Source organism: Savagea serpentis, from assembly GCF_015351395.1.
GTDB classification, from domain to species: Bacteria; Bacillota; Bacilli; order Bacillales_A; family Planococcaceae; genus Savagea; species Savagea serpentis.
The window spans coordinates 1-13,311 of record NZ_JADKPV010000007.1 but is presented as its reverse complement, the minus strand read 5'-3'; the positions used below and the strand labels follow the sequence as shown (position 1 = coordinate 13,311).

At 39.4% G+C, this 13,311-nt stretch carries 15 protein-coding genes and 9 tRNA genes; 7 read left to right on the top strand and 17 right to left on the bottom strand.

From position 1 onward, the window contains the following. Positions 1 to 15 precede the first annotated feature (15 nt). From flaG to IRY55_RS11480, 5 genes are all read right to left on the bottom strand, one after another. Entirely contained in the window at positions 16 to 375 is a 360-nt protein-coding gene (gene flaG, locus IRY55_RS11500) for a flagellar protein FlaG (RefSeq protein WP_194563470.1), read from the bottom strand. Between the two features lie 70 nt (positions 376 to 445). After that, on the bottom strand, positions 446 to 1,222 hold the full coding sequence (locus IRY55_RS11495; RefSeq protein ID WP_194563469.1) for an enoyl-CoA hydratase: 777 nt from the start codon (positions 1,220 to 1,222) through the stop codon (positions 446 to 448). A 56-nt stretch (positions 1,223 to 1,278) separates the two neighbouring features. After that, positions 1,279 to 2,763: a coproporphyrinogen III oxidase gene (locus tag IRY55_RS11490; protein WP_194563468.1), complete on the bottom strand. Its 1,485-nt coding sequence runs from the start codon at positions 2,761 to 2,763 to the stop codon at positions 1,279 to 1,281. Positions 2,764 to 2,891: 128 nt separating this feature from the next. Beyond that, entirely contained in the window at positions 2,892 to 3,239 is a 348-nt protein-coding gene (locus IRY55_RS11485) for a YlbF family regulator (RefSeq protein WP_194563467.1), read from the bottom strand. Between the two features lie 18 nt (positions 3,240 to 3,257). Further along, on the bottom strand, positions 3,258 to 4,400 hold the full coding sequence (locus IRY55_RS11480; protein WP_194563466.1) for a DUF445 family protein: 1,143 nt from the start codon (positions 4,398 to 4,400) through the stop codon (positions 3,258 to 3,260). A 114-nt stretch (positions 4,401 to 4,514) separates the two neighbouring features. Here IRY55_RS11480 and IRY55_RS11475 point away from each other — a divergent pair, with 114 nt between their 5' ends. The 5 genes from IRY55_RS11475 (at position 4,515) to IRY55_RS11455 (ending at position 8,069) form a co-directional block, all read left to right on the top strand. Next, positions 4,515 to 4,721 carry a DUF5342 family protein gene (locus IRY55_RS11475; RefSeq protein ID WP_194563465.1) on the top strand — a complete coding sequence of 69 codons (207 nt, stop codon included), beginning with the start codon at positions 4,515 to 4,517 and terminating at the stop codon, positions 4,719 to 4,721. 121 nt (positions 4,722 to 4,842) lie between these two features. After that, on the top strand, positions 4,843 to 6,165 hold the full coding sequence (locus IRY55_RS11470; RefSeq protein WP_194563464.1) for a hemolysin family protein: 1,323 nt from the start codon (positions 4,843 to 4,845) through the stop codon (positions 6,163 to 6,165). A gap of 171 nt (positions 6,166 to 6,336) precedes the next feature. Beyond that, the gene (locus tag IRY55_RS11465; RefSeq protein WP_194563463.1) at positions 6,337 to 6,759 is read left to right on the top strand and encodes a disulfide oxidoreductase; all 423 of its coding nucleotides are present in this window, start codon (positions 6,337 to 6,339) and stop codon (positions 6,757 to 6,759) included. A gap of 15 nt (positions 6,760 to 6,774) precedes the next feature. Further along, on the top strand, positions 6,775 to 7,245 hold the full coding sequence (locus IRY55_RS11460) for a thioredoxin family protein (protein ID WP_194563462.1): 471 nt from the start codon (positions 6,775 to 6,777) through the stop codon (positions 7,243 to 7,245). Then, complete coding sequence (locus IRY55_RS11455; RefSeq protein ID WP_194563461.1) at positions 7,242 to 8,069, top strand: RluA family pseudouridine synthase; 828 nt, start codon at positions 7,242 to 7,244, stop codon at positions 8,067 to 8,069. The genes IRY55_RS11460 and IRY55_RS11455 overlap by 4 nt, the downstream gene beginning before the upstream one ends. Before the next feature lie 21 nt (positions 8,070 to 8,090). Here IRY55_RS11455 and IRY55_RS11450 read toward each other — a convergent pair whose 3' ends face one another. From IRY55_RS11450 to queG, 3 genes are all read right to left on the bottom strand, one after another. Beyond that, positions 8,091 to 9,020, bottom strand: coding sequence for a methyl-accepting chemotaxis protein (locus tag IRY55_RS11450; RefSeq protein ID WP_194563460.1), 930 nt, complete (start codon positions 9,018 to 9,020; stop codon positions 8,091 to 8,093). 313 nt (positions 9,021 to 9,333) lie between these two features. Beyond that, on the bottom strand, positions 9,334 to 9,807 hold the full coding sequence (gene trmL / locus IRY55_RS11445; protein ID WP_194563459.1) for a tRNA (uridine(34)/cytosine(34)/5-carboxymethylaminomethyluridine(34)-2'-O)-methyltransferase TrmL: 474 nt from the start codon (positions 9,805 to 9,807) through the stop codon (positions 9,334 to 9,336). Next, the gene (gene queG, locus IRY55_RS11440) at positions 9,800 to 10,954 is read right to left on the bottom strand and encodes a tRNA epoxyqueuosine(34) reductase QueG (protein WP_194563458.1); all 1,155 of its coding nucleotides are present in this window, start codon (positions 10,952 to 10,954) and stop codon (positions 9,800 to 9,802) included. The genes trmL and queG overlap by 8 nt, the downstream gene beginning before the upstream one ends. 50 nt (positions 10,955 to 11,004) lie before the next feature. On the opposite strand from queG, the gene IRY55_RS11435 reads away from it, so the two are divergent. Both IRY55_RS11435 and IRY55_RS11430 read left to right on the top strand, forming a co-directional pair. Continuing rightward, complete coding sequence (locus tag IRY55_RS11435) at positions 11,005 to 11,541, top strand: hypothetical protein (RefSeq protein WP_194563457.1); 537 nt, start codon at positions 11,005 to 11,007, stop codon at positions 11,539 to 11,541. Positions 11,542 to 11,545: 4 nt separating this feature from the next. After that, a complete protein-coding gene (locus tag IRY55_RS11430; protein WP_194563456.1) occupies positions 11,546 to 12,061 on the top strand; it encodes a hypothetical protein in 516 nt (171 codons plus the stop codon). 395 nt (positions 12,062 to 12,456) lie between these two features. Here the strand turns inward: IRY55_RS11430 and IRY55_RS11425 are convergent. The 9 genes from IRY55_RS11425 to IRY55_RS11385 form a co-directional block, all read right to left on the bottom strand. Then, positions 12,457 to 12,538: transfer RNA gene (locus tag IRY55_RS11425), tRNA-Leu, on the bottom strand. A gap of 6 nt (positions 12,539 to 12,544) precedes the next feature. After that, a tRNA-Cys gene (locus IRY55_RS11420) sits at positions 12,545 to 12,618 on the bottom strand. 17 nt (positions 12,619 to 12,635) lie between these two features. Next, a tRNA-Gly gene (locus IRY55_RS11415) sits at positions 12,636 to 12,710 on the bottom strand. Between the two features lie 6 nt (positions 12,711 to 12,716). Beyond that, positions 12,717 to 12,788, bottom strand: a tRNA-Gln gene (locus IRY55_RS11410). A gap of 32 nt (positions 12,789 to 12,820) precedes the next feature. After that, positions 12,821 to 12,896, bottom strand: a tRNA-His gene (locus IRY55_RS11405). A gap of 44 nt (positions 12,897 to 12,940) precedes the next feature. Then, positions 12,941 to 13,016 (bottom strand) — tRNA-His (locus IRY55_RS11400). Positions 13,017 to 13,039: 23 nt separating this feature from the next. Beyond that, positions 13,040 to 13,113: transfer RNA gene (locus IRY55_RS11395), tRNA-Trp, on the bottom strand. A 7-nt stretch (positions 13,114 to 13,120) separates the two neighbouring features. Continuing rightward, positions 13,121 to 13,205, bottom strand: a tRNA-Tyr gene (locus IRY55_RS11390). A gap of 26 nt (positions 13,206 to 13,231) precedes the next feature. Continuing rightward, positions 13,232 to 13,307: transfer RNA gene (locus IRY55_RS11385), tRNA-Thr, on the bottom strand. Positions 13,308 to 13,311 lie beyond the last annotated feature (4 nt).

The window sequence follows — 13,311 nt, the reverse complement described above, 5'->3', positions numbered from 1 at the left end:
TTCAACACCTCATACTTAAATTTTTTGGTCTACTAACAAACCGATATACTCACGCATCGCCGCATGAATATCCATCAATTTTTTCGATGGTATTTCTCGAACTACTTTGTCTGTTTTAGAATCTACAATTGTGACATAATACTCATTAAGTTGATCGTGGTATTTAAAACGCAATTGCGTATCCACGGTTTCTAAAAAATGATTCATACTATCTGCCATTTGCTTCGCTTGTTCTTTCGTCATTTGGTCTTGTATTTCACTTTTCATTTGTGCAATTTCTTGTGATTCTCGCACTTGTTCGACTACTGTTTCTTCCGAAGAGGATTGGTTATTCATCGGAGTCGCAACAGCTGAGCCTGAAACTCGTATGTTCATCGTGACACCTCCGCATGTTTTTTCTCTACTACTTATATCGGACTAAATTCTCAATAGTAAAGAGATATGTTCATTTTCCCTGAAACTTTGGCGCTCGTTTTTCAACGAATGCTTCAATTCCTTCACGATAATCTGCTGTATCTTTCATTTTCAGCTGACCGACTTTTTCTTTTTGTAGCATTTGTTCTAATTGTTCATAATTTGCGCTACGCAAAATATATTTTGTTTCTTGCATGCTTTTTAAAGGAGCTTGTTGTAATTTTTTTATAAATGTTTCAAAGCTTGCCGTATCGCCATTTTCTATAATTTCATCGACTAAACCTAATCGGTATGCTTCTTCTACATCCATCACTTTACCGCGCCAAATAAGTTGCTTTGCTCGCTCAGTACCTAATCTTTCTTTTAAGAAAAAGTGACCGCCTCCGTCAGGTACGAGACCAATTCCGATAAAGTTCATCGCAATTTTTCCTGCTCGTTCTGCGACGATATAATCACTTGCAAGCGCCATACTTAAACCGATTCCTGCTGCTGCCCCTTGAATATACGAAACCATAATTTGAGGTGATTGATACATATGTGTCGCCATGTTTCCGACGATATCCATCACTTCATCCATACGATCTGTCAATTCGTTCGACAGCATTTGCTTAATGTCGCCCCCCGCGCTAAATGCTCGCCCTTCTCCTTTAAGCAATACAATTTGAATATCCGTGCGCTCTTTTAAATCGCGAAATACCTCTTCCAATTCTTCCATCATTTGAATATTGACTGCGTTCATCGCCTCTGGACGATTCATCGTCACTGTTGCGATATTCCCCTCATATTGAACATGTACTACTTCTTCCATTGCTCATTCCCCTTTCAAACGCTATTATTCTCTTTTATTATACATCGTTATCACTTTTATTTAACGATTTTATTCAACCAATTCATTTTGTCTTCAATTGATTGATCAATCGTCAGTGCGTAGCTCGCAGGATCTTTCGGATTCATATATTGCTGTAATTTTCTGCTGCCGTGCTTCATGAACTTACTCGTCGCTCCGCTTCCGAGACCGATGATTGTTTGCGCTTCTTCCATAATGACGATATTGTACAAACTTTCCTCTCCAAACTTGCTATACCCTACATTTTCTAAATTCCCCAAAATATTTTTTTGGCGATACATGTAGTATGGGATGTATTCGTGTTCTTTCGCCCAATTGACGCCCATTTGCATCATTCGCTCTGTCGTTTTGCGATCAGCGACTTTGTACTTCTCTTTGTTTTGCGACATGTGGCTCGCTCGTTTAAACGACAAAGTATGCATCGTCACAGATTCTGGCATTAACTTTTCTGTTTCCGCTAAAGAGTGGGCGTAATGTGTTTCATCTTCATTTGGCAAACCGATTATTAAGTCCATATTAATGTTATTCATGCCGTGTTCGCGTGCGAGGTGAAACTTTTCAATCGTTTCTTCTACTGAATGGTGACGGCCAATCGCTTTCAATGTTGCATTTGTAAAGGACTGTGGATTGACACTAATACGGTCGATTTTCCATTTGTTTAATACCGCTAATTTTTCTTCTGTAATCGTGTCGGGTCTTCCCGCTTCCACTGTCACTTCTCGCACTTTGTCCATATTTGGGAAACTGTTATATACTTTTTCATACAAGGCATCCATTTCATGCGCTTCAATCGATGTCGGTGTACCACCGCCAAAATAAATCGATGTGATACGGATATCGTTTTCTGTCAACCATTTACCCATCGCTTCTACCTCTAAATGAAGCGCATCTAAAAAATTGTCAACACGATTATTTTTGCGATGAATCGCATAGGCTGGGAAGGTGCAGTATGCACATTTTGTCGGACAAAATGGAATGCCGATATAGATGCTCACTTCTTTTTTTAGTTCATACAAGTCTGGCAAAGCCCGCAATTGAACGCGCTCTATTTCTGCAAGAAGTTCGATTTTGTCTTCACTAATACGATATTGTTTGCGCAAGAGTTCATGCACTTCCTCACGATTTCCAAGCTTTTGCATCAATTGATGATACAATTTCATCGGACGAATCCCTGTAAGTACACCCCAACTTTGCATCATGCCTGTCTCTTCCTCAAGCAATTGCAAAAAGAGACGCGACTTTACACGCTTTACTTGATGCTTCTCAGATAACCACTGTAGTTCAATCTTTTCTTCATACGTCGTTTCATACTGACCGTCTTCCGTTTGCAATATCGCCTTTCCAACATAATGTCCATCTTGTTCCTCTATATTAAGAGACACTTGATAATCTCCAGTCATCGGTTGGCGAACTTTTGACTCTTCAAAAAATAAATTTGCTAAATGCGTATATAAACGGACGTACTCCTCCGTAACTGGCTCTTCAAAATAAATATTTTTCATAACTGTCCTTCTTTCTCCAATATGTACCTCTACTATATCGTGAAACGAAAAAGGATGCTATCGGCAAACAAAAAAGGATGCTATCGGCAAACAAAAAAGACGAACGCCTAAGCGTCCGCCTCTTCTTATTATAGTCCGTTATATAAATCTTGAATCGGTTTCACTAAAATACGATTCACTTCATTAAGCACTTCGCTCAACTGCATTTCTGCTTGAAGCATTGCCATAATTTTCTCATTCGTTTGCGCTTGTTCGGCAACTTGTTGCGCTTCTGTTAATTGTTCTTCCGTCATATCGACGCCCATCGCTTGTTGTTGTTGAAGTTCCATTTGCATATCTCGGAATGCGACGAAAAGACGTTGTGCATCTTCATCTGCTTTCACTACCTCTACTGCTGCAACGAGTGCCTCGAATTGTTCTGTTTGTTTAAAGCCCATTTCTAAACGATTAATATCGTCATAAATATTTACTGTCATGTTCATGACTCCTCTCCATTATGTGGTGAAAAATACGATCAGTCCTTGTACGATCCCGATGACACCACCGAGCACTCCACCGAGCACGGTAATCATTTTTAATTCGCGTGTCGCAATTTGAATGACGAGCCCTTCCAATGTTTCAATCGGAAAGTCATTCACTTGCTTCTCTACCATTTCATCGATTTTCAATGCTCGCAATCCAATTTCCAATTTCTCTTCTCCGATTTTGAAAAGTGCATCGACCAATTTCGTCAACACTTCCTCTTTAAACCAAGTCGAACCGGTAGGCCAGTAATAAGAGAGCGGATGATTTAAGCGCTCTTGAACATCCATTTTACGCAAAATAAAAGCATTCATATCTTTTTCAATTTGTGACCAATCGATGTTTTGCAACAACTCTTGAACAGGCTTTTGTTTCAGCATATCCCATTCTTTTGCAATAATTCCGCGCAACAATTGTTCCGTTTCAGCAGCGCTTAAAAATTTCAGCGCTTCTTTTTGAAACTTTTCAACGACCGTATTCGAATCACCCACCATCATTTGCAACATATTACCGAATGTTCCTTTCGATTCTAAAAAGTTGTTCAGTAATTTGCGAAATAAGAGCGCTCCTTCATCAGAGTGAACGAAAGTTTCCCCACGTTGCAAAATCCAGTTTGGCACATTTTCTACTTTCTCATCAAATTGCATAAGCCATTTCGCTGGGACGACTTGTTCAATCGTTCCCCCGTATAAATAGTCTTTGAATTGATACAATTGCTTGCTCGCATACGTCGTCACTTCTTGCTCGACAATCGGAATGAATTTTTCACCTTCTACAAGTCGCAACCATTCTACTAACGTCTTTTCAGATTGAAAAATATGGCGCACAGCTTGTTGTTCAATCGTATCACTTACAACTTGTCGTGTCTCTTGAGTTAATAACTTCTCTTTAAATGTTTCTGGTGTCAATAAATAGTCATTTACCGTTCGACCTAATTGTGTCGCGAGTTCCGCCCGACGTTTCGGGATTAAACCTGGTGTAAATGGCAAGCGCCACGACCCTATGTACTTCGCTTCATGTGGGCGAAATAACATTAAAATCGCAATATGATTCGTAAAAGCTCCGATGAGAGCGCCGACGATTGCCATGAAAAGTACAGTCCATAAAAAATTCATATGCTCACCCTTTTTCTCGTAACATGCTTAAGTATAACAAAGGTTAATTCTTCCTCATAGCAATATATGCTACATCTTTCGTATAATAGATACAAGATTAAAGGAGGAGATTATATGTTACAGCACTTTAAATACGAAAGAATGTTTCCAAACAGCGAATTACCAGGGTGGATCGTTTCTTTTTTATATAAAGGAAAAAAATATTTTGCCAATTATGAACAAGATGGATCCATCATCTGGCAGTCTGAAAAGCCGAATCACGTTGAACAATGTGAAAAAATGATTCATGAGCTCATGCTTTTCCATGTATACGATAACTAAAAGTGTATTTTATTGTAATTTAGCTTCTTTTCTACTACTATAAGATGTAACTAACATTTTTTATTTTATAGGAGGTGGGAGCTTCATTTATTCCGAATATTCGCATAAGTGAAGCCACTATTTGGACATTCCGATACGATTGACAGCATTTGCTGTCTTAATCATTTTAACTGCATTTTTCGTAGCTGCTGAATTTGCCATCGTAAAAGTGCGTTCTACACGGTTAGAACAATTAATAGATGAAGGAAATCAAAAAGCCGTCATCGCAAAGAAAATTACCGATCAGTTGGATGAATATTTATCTGCTTGCCAACTCGGTATAACAATGACAGCGCTCGGGCTCGGTATGCTGGGAGAACCTACTGTGCGCCAATTGCTCGTTCCTCTATTTGAACGACTGCAATTATCAAGTAGCACAGAGACAACGCTCTCTTTCATCATCGCTTTTTCTGTCGTCACTTTCGCGCATGTCGTTATCGGTGAACTTGCACCGAAGTCAATCGCGATTCAAAAAGCTGAGCAAATTACCTTATTGTTCGCTAAACCGCTACGCCTTTTTTATCTCTTAATGTATCCGCTCATCAAAATGTTGAATGGTTCTGCACGTTTACTTGTGAAAGCGTTCGGATTCAATTCGATGAACGATCAAGAAAAGAGCCATACAGAAGAAGAGTTACGCATGATTTTATCAGATAGCTACAAGAGTGGAGAAATCAATCAAGCGGAATATAAATTCGTCAATAAAATATTTGAGTTTGACGATCGTATTGCAAAAGAGATTATGACACCTCGTACCGAAATGATGACGATCGATCATACCTTTACATTGAGCGATGTATTTGAAGTCATCGGTGTCGAACAGTTCACTCGCTACCCTGTCATTGAAGGGGACAAAGATAATGTGATTGGCCTCGTCAACATTAAACATTTGCTCTCTGCCTATATAAAGGACCCAACAACGGGCGATCATTGCGTCACTGAGTATATGCAGCCAATTATCCATGCGATTGAAACGATGCCTATTGGCGACTTGCTTTTAAAAATTCAACGCGAACGAATACACATGTCAATTCTTGTCGATGAATACGGTGGTACGAGTGGGCTCGTCACGATTGAAGATATTTTAGAAGAAATCGTAGGAGAAATCCAAGATGAGTTTGATGTGCATGAAGTGCCTGAAATTCGAAAAATCACAGATTCACACTATATTTTCGACTCAAAAGTTTTACTCGATGTTGTCAATGATATTTTAAATATTCAAATTGAAAATGAAGATATCGATACGATTGGTGGTTGGTTTATGTCTCAACATTTTGAAGCTGCACCGAATGAAAAAATTATCGAGCAGCAATATGTGTTTTCTGCTCTCGAAGTAGAAGGTCATCATATTTCATTTGTGGAAGCGAAGAAAATACAAGAAATGATCCCGACATCCGTCGAGTAAAAATGACACAAGTTTATGTTCACATAAACTTGTGTTTTTCTATATTTTGCATAAGTTATATGAATTTCAAAGATTCCTCAAATTTTCATCACTTCTTAATATTACTCCTGTATAGTTATTTTTTGTGGACAATAATTTACGAAATCCCTATACTAATCGAGGTGACTGGAAATGAATAAAAAGAGTGAGAACACTTTACTCAGCATGTGGATTCTTGCTATGCTCGCGACAATTGGCTCGCTGTACTATTCTGAAGTACTCGGATTCGTCCCTTGTACATATTGTTGGTATCAGCGTATTTTAATGTATCCGCTCGTCATCATCATCGGTGTCGCAATCGCACAAAAGGATAAACGAGTCGCCATCACAACCGCTATCTTCTCTGGACTTGGTACAGCGCTCGCTGCGTATCATTATGCGCTTCAAAAATTATCGATTTTGAGAGATAACGCACCGAGCTGTGGAGATGGCGTTCCTTGTACAGCACAATATGTTAACTATTTTGGATTCGTCACGATTCCAGCTCTTTCACTCATCGCGTTTAGCCTTATTTTCATTTTAAGCATTCGCCTCATAAAAATGAATAAACAATAGAAAGGAATGAATGTATTGAAAAAATTAGTAATCAGTGGTGTCGTCATCATCGCCTTGTTTGCTGTCATCGCTTTTTTATCAAATCAATCTGCAGAAAAGAAAAGTGAGGGTAACCCATATGGTAAAGAAAAACTCCATGCCGAAACAATCGCGTTACTTAACGATGAAAACTATCAACATATTACAACACCTGAAAAATTACAAAAAGACATTGAAACGGGAGAAACGACAATTGCTTATTTCTTCCATCCTACTTGTCAATATTGTCAACAAATGACGCCTGAATTGATGAAGGTAATGAACGATGTGAACGTCCCGCACTTCGGCCAACTGAACTTGATGGAATTCGAAGAAGGTAAAAATCAGTATGCGTTAGAAGGATGGCCGACATTGATGGTATTCGAAGATGGTCAAGAAGTAGATCGCATTGCAGGTTACCACGACGCTAGCCAAATTGAAAACTTCTTAATACCGTATATCCAATGATTATTCCATATACTTTTTTAAAAACTCAGTCGGTCGATGAATTACTTCAAGAAGATTGGCAACTCGGAAAAAAGTTACGCCACCAACTGCGGATGGATCAAGCTTTCACACATCATGATGAACCCGTCCCTTTCCACGAGTTAGTCCATCAAGGAGAAACAGTCCACATCACGCTCCAAGCGCAAAGTTCATACGCACTTACACATGTAGAGCATGAAAGACTCTACGAGGATGAACATCTTCTTGGTGTTTGGAAACCTGCTTTTCTTAAAGTCCATCCGAATGAAGTCGGTGAACACGATACATTAATGAATCATGTGCAAGCAATGACAGCGCCACATCCTTATGTGGAACATGTTCATCGTCTCGATTACGAAACAGCCGGACTCGTCTTAATCGCCAAACATCCAATCGCGAAAAACCTTCTCGATCGGATGTTTGAACGTGGTGAAGTAGAGCGTTTTTATGAAGCCGTTGTAGAAGGGCGCTTGTTGAAAAAACGCGGTACGATTAGACAAGCAATCGGTCGCGATCGCCACCATCAAACGAAACGTCACACATCAGAAACAGGTAAAGCGAGTCGTACAACTTACGAAGCGATTGAAGTAACCCAACACTATTCTGTCGTACGCGTCCAACTTCACACAGGACGCACGCATCAAATCCGTGTCCATTTTAGCTCAATTGGCCACCCAATTGTCGGAGATGAAATGTACGGAGGAGAAAAGCAAGATGAACCATATGCTTTAGTCGCAAATGAATTGAATTTTATTCATCCCATCACTAAAGAAAAAATTTCAATTAAAAAAGAGTTGTCGCATTAATTGCGTACAACTCTTTTTTAATTATCGGATTGCTTGAACTGCTTTTTCTACAGTATGTTCAAATAAATCGACATATTGTGCACTTTGGTCAACAAAGTCAATTTGATTCAATGTGTCCGTTAAACTGCGGGCTTGTCGTTCGAGTATTTCCATATTGCGTTGTTGTTCTTCAGACAATTGACGAATTGAGGCGATATTCGCTTCCCCTGCTTCAACCTTCCGCAAAATATCTTCAATTTTCTCCGCTGTTGTCAAGTTTGCTTTCACGCTTTGTTCGATCATTTCTGAACTGCGCTTCGTCGCTTTTAACGCTTCTTCGATTTCTTCACGCAATGAATTCGTTAAGGTTTGAATATTCGCTGTACTATCAGATGTGCTTTCCGCCAGCTTTCGAACTTCTTGAGCAACTACTGCGAAACCTTTTCCAGACTCTCCTGCCCTCGCCGCTTCGATCGATGCATTCAACGCGAGTAAATTTGTTTGTGCCGCGATATCTTCAATGACACCAACAATGGATTGAATCTCTTCTGAACGTGCGCTTAAATTAGCAATGCTTTGTACAGAAGAATCAATTTGCGTCCCTAAATTTTTCATCATCTCCGCTGTTCGGCTCACCTCTTGCACACCTGAACTCGCGCCCTCTACTAAAATAGTAGTATCATTTTTTAATTCATCACTATATGTAAAAATTTGCTCTACTTTAGATGTAGCTGCTGGATACTCTTGTACCAATGCTTGAAGTTTTTCTTCTAATGGATAGAGTGCTCGATCGTCTGATTTTTGATTATGTAAGTCATTCTTATATTGCTCAATCGCACGCATCATTTGTGATTTCACTTCTTGAATTTGATTAGCTGCACTTTGCCGTTCCCGATTTAATTGATCTTCTAGCGCTCTTATTTCATTTTGCAGTCGCTCTTCTTCAGCGATGAATTTTTTTCTGCCAAACATGTCCATCATCTCCTTTCATAATTAATACAATTATATCATACTAAAGTATTAATATATTATTTTTTATAATCTATTTACCAATTCGTCATTCTTTTTGAGAAATCTTTTTCAAAGATGTTCATTTATGCTTCCATCCTGTATAATTAAAAGAAGATTATTATATAGGAGGTTAAGTCGATGAATCTTATTCTTATTGCAGCTGTTTGCTTCGCATTTTTATCAGCTATCTTCACAGGTGGTTACGAAAACAAAGCGAATAACGTTCGCTAATTTCAAAAAGTGCCCTACTCGAATAAAGAGTGGGGCACTTTTTTTATGTTAATTGGGGCCAGCCTTGTTGACGTAACGCCTCATACAAGACAAGCGCTGCTGTATTGGATAAGTTCAACGCACGAATATGCGTATCATCCATCGGAATACGTAAACAACGTTCAGGATGCTGTTGTAATAATGAATCTGGAAGCCCTTTCGTCTCCTGACCAAAAATAAAAAAATGGTCTCCTTCCATGGTATAATCACAATCTGTATACGTATGTTGGCCAAATTTTGTAATGTAATAAAAATGAGCGTGTGGGTAATTATGAAACACCTCATCTAAATGATTATGATACATAATATCCACATGATCCCAATAGTCTAAGCCAGCTCGTTTTAATGCTTTATCTTCTGTCGAAAATCCTAGTGGACGAATGAGATGTAAAGTGGTGCGCGTTCCTGCACATGTGCGCGATATATTTCCCGTATTCGCTGGGATGAGCGGTTGATATAAGACGATATGATTAGCCATTTGCATTCTCTTCTTTCTCTTTAAATTGAGTGAGTGCCGCCTCAATTTCTAGTCGAACACTTTCCTCTTCTTCATTTTGCAAGCAACTCTCTAATATTGCAATACTTGAATCATGCAATATTTTAGCCGTAGCCCACGCTGCTGTCCCACGCATCATAGGACGCACATCTTCTTGTAAAATACGATGAATATCAGGAAGAGCTGTTTCATCTTTAAAATGAGCGAGTGCAATTAAAGCATTTCGTTGAATCGGATTTTTCCCTCTCCATGACCCTGACATATGACCAAAACGCTCTTTAAATTGACGATTGGACAATCGTAGCAAAGGTTTTAATAAAGGCTTCACGAGCTCTCCATCTGGCTCAAATGCTTTTTGATGTTGATTATATTTTTTGCGATTTTTCGGACAAACCGTTTGACATGTGTCACATCCGTAAATTCGATTCCCTATTTTATCTCGAAATTCAAGAGGGACAGGATTTTTCGTCTGAGTTAAAAAAGCAATACATCGTTGTGCATTCAACTGTCCCGGTTGAACGAGAGCACCAGTCGGACAAACGTCCATACATAAGCGACATTCACCACATTGGTCTTCCATTGGCGTATCCGGTATAAAGGGGATATTTGTAATCATCTCTCCTAAATAAACGTAAGAGCCGAATTCTTCTGTAATGATCATCGTATTTTTACCCGACCAACCGATGCCGGCTCGTTCTGACACTGCACGGTCTGATAACTCACCCGTATCTACCATCGATTTTAACTTTGCTTCAGGAACAAGCGTTAAAATAAACGCTTCTAATTCTGTCAACATGTCTTTTAAAACAAGATGATAGTCAGTGCCCCAAGATGCTCGACAAAAGAGTCCTCGACGCTCACCGCGAGCACTCTTCGGACTATCATTCATCTTGGAAGGATATGCTACTGCGATGGCAATAATGCTTTGGGCTCCAGGCAGTAATAAAGTAGGGGTTGTTCGTTTATCTAAATCCTTTTCTTCAAAACCTGATTCGTATCCGAGCTCACGATGTCGAATTAAGCGTTGTTTTAATTCGACAAACGGATCGGCAGAAGCAAAACCAATTTTGTCAATGCCGATATAAGCTGCATAATCTCTAATTTGCTGTTGTAATTGTTGGACATTCATAACACTTCCCCCTATACTTAAATAATTATTAGATAACTGAGGTGATCATTGTGAAAGTCATTCGGACGGATGCTTTATCTCAATTTGAACGAATCGGGCTCATCCATTATACCAAAATACAAGTCGGCCATTCGCCTCAAATGTTACGTGGACGACTTCGTCTATTTCAAGAACAATTATTTTTTGAATTAGAAGACGTGGACTTACAAGAGACATCATTTGCAAACTTTCAACCTTCTACTTTTTATGATGTTCTTCAAAATATTCAAAAAGAAAATTGGTATTCCTTAACGAATAGCGCGGAAGATATTAATTTATTATACGCATTACAATTCGGATGCCCTGTTCATTTAGTCAAAAATCTTCAAACTAAATATGTACTGGAGGAACGAGCATTACAACAGCCACTTGCAGAGCAAGTCGATGAAACGACAACAGAAGCCATTCAATTATTTTATTTCTCAAGCAAACTGAACGAAGAAGAATGTCAGCAACGCTTAGATGCTGCAAGACAATTTTTCTTTCAAATCCATGGCGGTAAAAGTAAAGCACATCTTTTATACGCCAATCAAACCGTGGAGGTGTAATCGCATGATCTATTTAGCAGAAGCGATTAAATTAAAAAGTATTTTACGTAAACAATTACACGAATTAGAAGATGAATTAATGCGTGTTGCATTCGTCACTAAAACAAAGACAGAACCTTTTCCAGAACAATCAAGAACTTTACACGATGTAGAAGAAGATTTAAAACAAGTGCGTTTAGATAGTAGAAAATTAGATGCTTTAATTTACCGAGCCAATATTGATCATACCATCGAGTTTGAAAATGAACACTTACCAATTGTAGAGGCGATTGAACGTGCGACTCAATTAAGAGCCGAAGCTGAAACATGCAAACAACTTTCCACTTCAGAAACAGAGGAACCGATGTACGGATATGGCACTGAAAGTGCCCCAATGTATCGCATCGCACTATTCGACCCAGAAGAATATCGTCAAAAGGCGTTATTACTCGAGAAAAAAGCTCATGCGCTATCCAATAAAATCAATGCCAAAAACTACCAAATTGAAATAAACTTTAATGGAGAAGCCTACTTTCTTTAATCGTTGTAAAGGGTGAGACTCCCTTTACAACCAGGTGAGGTTCAATTATTTCTTTTAGATAACCAATAAACTTTCACCTTTTACATTGTGACCAATGACCAATAACCAACTATGGGGATCGCAATGGAATTTGAAACCAATTGTAGAGACTTCGGTCTTCAATTGAATCTCATCTGCCCCACTCTTTTCTAGAGTGGGGATTTTTTTAATTCTTTTGTTTATACAAGAAGCAATGTTTGAACGAGACGTTTTTCCAGAAATCGCTTTCTTCACTTTCACACTTTGTTTTAATTTACATCCAAACCTATACTTTTAAGCAAAAAAAAAGCCTTATAAACATTATAAATTAATGTTTACAAGATCTCTTTCTCATCGTTCTTTTATTACTCGAAGTATACCCGAGGCCGGACTTGAACCGGCATGCCCAGAGAGCATCGCATTTTGAGTGCGACGTGTCTGCCATTCCACCACTCGGGCAAAAAATGGAGGCGGCAACCGGAATCGAACCGGTGGTAAGGGTGTTGCAGACCCGTGCCTTACCGCTTGGCTATGCCGCCTACATAATAATATATAATGGAGCGGAAGACGGGATTCGAACCCGCGACCCCAACCTTGGCAAGGTTGTATTCTACCACTGAACTACTTCCGCCTTATACTGGGGTAGCTGGATTCGAACCAACGAATGACGGAGTCAAAGTCCGTTGCCTTACCGCTTGGCTATACCCCATTAATAAATAATGGTGTTTTTTATAAAAATAATGGGGCGACTGAAGGGAATCGAACCCTCGAATGTCGGGACCACAACCCGATGCGTTAACCACTTCGCCACAGCCGCCATTATACAAAAATAATTCTACTACGATGTAGTAAAATGAAATATGGGGCGACTGAAGGGAATCGAACCCTCGAATGTCGGGACCACAACCCGATGCGTTAACCACTTCGCCACAACCGCCACATTACTATATTTTTTTAAATTGGCAGGGGCAGTAGGAATCGAACCCACACCAAAGGTTTTGGAGACCTCTATTCTACCGTTGAACTATGCCCCTATAAAAATGGTGGTGGGGGACGGATTCGAACCGCCGAACCCTGAGGGAGCGGATTTACAGTCCGCCGCGTTTAGCCACTTCGCTACCCCACCAGAATTTATTTTACTATATGGAAAAATGGTGCCGGCGAAAGGAGTTGAACCCTCGACCTACTGATTACAAGTCAGTTGCTCTACCAACTGAGCTACACCGGCACAA

What these genes read in the sequence shown, in the direction of transcription:
- flaG (WP_194563470.1), bottom strand. Translation starts at nt 375, where the DNA reads ATGAACATACGAGTTTCAGGCTCAGCTGTTGCGACTCCGATGAATAAC.
- IRY55_RS11495 (WP_194563469.1), bottom strand. Translation starts at nt 1,222, where the DNA reads ATGGAAGAAGTAGTACATGTTCAATATGAGGGGAATATCGCAACAGTG.
- IRY55_RS11490 (WP_194563468.1), bottom strand. Translation starts at nt 2,763, where the DNA reads ATGAAAAATATTTATTTTGAAGAGCCAGTTACGGAGGAGTACGTCCGT.
- IRY55_RS11485 (WP_194563467.1), bottom strand. Translation starts at nt 3,239, where the DNA reads ATGACAGTAAATATTTATGACGATATTAATCGTTTAGAAATGGGCTTT.
- IRY55_RS11480 (WP_194563466.1), bottom strand. Translation starts at nt 4,400, where the DNA reads ATGAATTTTTTATGGACTGTACTTTTCATGGCAATCGTCGGCGCTCTC.
- IRY55_RS11475 (WP_194563465.1), top strand. Translation starts at nt 4,515, where the DNA reads ATGTTACAGCACTTTAAATACGAAAGAATGTTTCCAAACAGCGAATTA.
- IRY55_RS11465 (WP_194563463.1), top strand. Translation starts at nt 6,337, where the DNA reads ATGAATAAAAAGAGTGAGAACACTTTACTCAGCATGTGGATTCTTGCT.
- IRY55_RS11455 (WP_194563461.1), top strand. Translation starts at nt 7,242, where the DNA reads ATGATTATTCCATATACTTTTTTAAAAACTCAGTCGGTCGATGAATTA.
- IRY55_RS11450 (WP_194563460.1), bottom strand. Translation starts at nt 9,020, where the DNA reads ATGTTTGGCAGAAAAAAATTCATCGCTGAAGAAGAGCGACTGCAAAAT.
- trmL (WP_194563459.1), bottom strand. Translation starts at nt 9,807, where the DNA reads ATGGCTAATCATATCGTCTTATATCAACCGCTCATCCCAGCGAATACG.
- queG (WP_194563458.1), bottom strand. Translation starts at nt 10,954, where the DNA reads ATGAATGTCCAACAATTACAACAGCAAATTAGAGATTATGCAGCTTAT.
- IRY55_RS11430 (WP_194563456.1), top strand. Translation starts at nt 11,546, where the DNA reads ATGATCTATTTAGCAGAAGCGATTAAATTAAAAAGTATTTTACGTAAA.